This is a genomic window from Streptomyces atroolivaceus (genome assembly GCF_000717025.1).
Lineage (GTDB): Bacteria > Actinomycetota > Actinomycetes > Streptomycetales > Streptomycetaceae > Streptomyces > Streptomyces atroolivaceus.
Genome location: NZ_JNXG01000042.1, coordinates 1 through 3,132, shown reverse-complemented (window position 1 = coordinate 3,132; position 3,132 = coordinate 1). Strand labels below are relative to the sequence as shown.

The 3,132-nt window shown below is 56.2% G+C and carries 1 rRNA gene; it reads left to right on the top strand.

The window, feature by feature from the left end:
- Nucleotides 1–57 precede the first annotated feature (57 nt).
- Nucleotides 58–3,132 (top strand): 23S ribosomal RNA (locus OO67_RS35285); the annotation flags it as partial.

Below are 3,132 nucleotides of genomic sequence, written 5' to 3'. Positions count from 1 at the left end.
GGGGTGATGGGTGGCTGGTCGTTGTTTGAGAACTGCACAGTGGACGCGAGCATCTGTGGCCAAGTTTTTAAGGGCGCACGGTGGATGCCTTGGCACCAGGAACCGATGAAGGACGTGGGAGGCCACGATAGTCCCCGGGGAGCTGTCAACCAAGCTTTGATCCGGGGGTTTCCGAATGGGGAAACCCGGCAGTCGTCATGGGCTGTCACCCGCTGCTGAACACATAGGCAGTGTGGAGGGAACGAGGGGAAGTGAAACATCTCAGTACCCTCAGGAAGAGAAAACAACCGTGATTCCGGGAGTAGTGGCGAGCGAAACTGGATGAGGCCAAACCGTATGTGTGTGATACCCGGCAGGGGTTGCGCATACGGGGTTGTGGGATCTCTTTTTCACAGTCTGCCGGCTGTGAGGCGAGTCAGAAACCGTTGATGTAGGCGAAGGACATGCGAAAGGTCCGGCGTAGAGGGTAAGACCCCCGTAGCTGAAACATTAACGGCTCGTTTGAGAGACACCCAAGTAGCACGGGGCCCGAGAAATCCCGTGTGAATCTGGCGGGACCACCCGCTAAGCCTAAATATTCCCTGGTGACCGATAGCGGATAGTACCGTGAGGGAATGGTGAAAAGTACCGCGGGAGCGGAGTGAAATAGTACCTGAAACCGTGTGCCTACAAGCCGTGGGAGCGTCGCTGTGTGTGCTTGCACATGCAGTCGTGACTGCGTGCCTTTTGAAGAATGAGCCTGCGAGTTAGCGGTGTGTAGCGAGGTTAACCCGTGTGGGGAAGCCGTAGCGAAAGCGAGTCCGAATAGGGCGATTGAGTTGCACGCTCTAGACCCGAAGCGGAGTGATCTAGCCATGGGCAGGTTGAAGCGGAGGTAAGACTTCGTGGAGGACCGAACCCACCAGGGTTGAAAACCTGGGGGATGACCTGTGGTTAGGGGTGAAAGGCCAATCAAACTCCGTGATAGCTGGTTCTCCCCGAAATGCATTTAGGTGCAGCGTCGTGTGTTTCTTGCCGGAGGTAGAGCACTGGATAGGCGATGGGCCCTACCGGGTTACTGACCTTAGCCAAACTCCGAATGCCGGTAAGTGAGAGCACGGCAGTGAGACTGTGGGGGATAAGCTCCATGGTCGAGAGGGAAACAGCCCAGAGCATCGACTAAGGCCCCTAAGCGTACGCTAAGTGGGAAAGGATGTGGAGTCGCAGAGACAACCAGGAGGTTGGCTTAGAAGCAGCCACCCTTGAAAGAGTGCGTAATAGCTCACTGGTCAAGTGATTCCGCGCCGACAATGTAGCGGGGCTCAAGCGTACCGCCGAAGTCGTGTCATTCACACATATAGGGCCAACGCCTGTGTGGATGGGTAGGGGAGCGTCGTGTGCCGGGTGAAGCAGCCGCGGAAGCGAGTTGTGGACGGTTCACGAGTGAGAATGCAGGCATGAGTAGCGATACACACGTGAGAAACGTGTGCGCCGATTGACTAAGGGTTCCTGGGTCAAGCTGATCTGCCCAGGGTAAGTCGGGACCTAAGGCGAGGCCGACAGGCGTAGTCGATGGACAACCGGTTGATATTCCGGTACCCGCTTTGAAACGCCCAATACTGAATCAGGCGATGCTAAGTCCGTGAAGCCGGCCCGATCTCTTCGGAGTTGAGGGTAGTGGTGGAGCCGACGAACCAGACTTGTACTAGGTAAGCGATGGGGTGACGCAGGAAGGTAGTCCAGCCCGGGCGGTGGTTGTCCCGGGGTAAGGGTGTAGGCCGTGTGGTAGGTAAATCCGTCACACATTAAGGCTGAGACCTGATGCCGAGCCGATTGTGGTGAAGTGGATGATCCTATGCTGTCGAGAAAAGCCTCTAGCGAGTTTCATGGCGGCCCGTACCCTAAACCGACTCAGGTAGTCAGGTAGAGAATACCGAGGCGTTCGGGTGAACTATGGTTAAGGAACTCGGCAAAATGCCCCCGTAACTTCGGGAGAAGGGGGGCCATCACTGGTGAGGGAACTTGCTTCCTGAGCTGGGGGTGGCCGCAGAGACCAGCGAGAAGCGACTGTTTACTAAAAACACAGGTCCGTGCGAAGCCGTAAGGCGATGTATACGGACTGACGCCTGCCCGGTGCTGGAACGTTAAGGGGACCGGTTAGTGCACTTTCGGGTGTGCGAAGCTGAGAACTTAAGCGCCAGTAAACGGCGGTGGTAACTATAACCATCCTAAGGTAGCGAAATTCCTTGTCGGGTAAGTTCCGACCTGCACGAATGGCGTAACGACTTCTCGACTGTCTCAACCATAGGCCCGGTGAAATTGCACTACGAGTAAAGATGCTCGTTTCGCGCAGCAGGACGGAAAGACCCCGGGACCTTTACTATAGTTTGATATTGGTGTTCGGTTCGGCTTGTGTAGGATAGGTGGGAGACTTTGAAGCGGCCACGCCAGTGGTTGTGGAGTCGTCGTTGAAATACCACTCTGGTCGTGCTGGATGTCTAACCTGGGTCCGTGATCCGGATCAGGGACAGTGTCTGATGGGTAGTTTAACTGGGGCGGTTGCCTCCTAAAGAGTAACGGAGGCGCCCAAAGGTTCCCTCAGCCTGGTTGGCAATCAGGTGTTGAGTGTAAGTGCACAAGGGAGCTTGACTGTGAGACCGACGGGTCGAGCAGGGACGAAAGTCGGGACTAGTGATCCGGCAGTGGCTTGTGGAAGCGCTGTCGCTCAACGGATAAAAGGTACCCCGGGGATAACAGGCTGATCTTCCCCAAGAGTCCATATCGACGGGATGGTTTGGCACCTCGATGTCGGCTCGTCGCATCCTGGGGCTGGAGTCGGTCCCAAGGGTTGGGCTGTTCGCCCATTAAAGCGGTACGCGAGCTGGGTTTAGAACGTCGTGAGACAGTTCGGTCCCTATCCGCTGTGCGCGTAGGAATATTGAGAAGGGCTGTCCCTAGTACGAGAGGACCGGGACGGACGAACCTCTGGTGTGCCAGTTGTCCTGCCAAGGGCATGGCTGGTTGGCTACGTTCGGAAAGGATAACCGCTGAAAGCATCTAAGCGGGAAGCCTGCTTCGAGATGAGTATTCCCACCACCTTGAGTGGTTAAGGCTCCCAGTAGACGACTGGGTTGATAGGCCAGATGTGGAAGC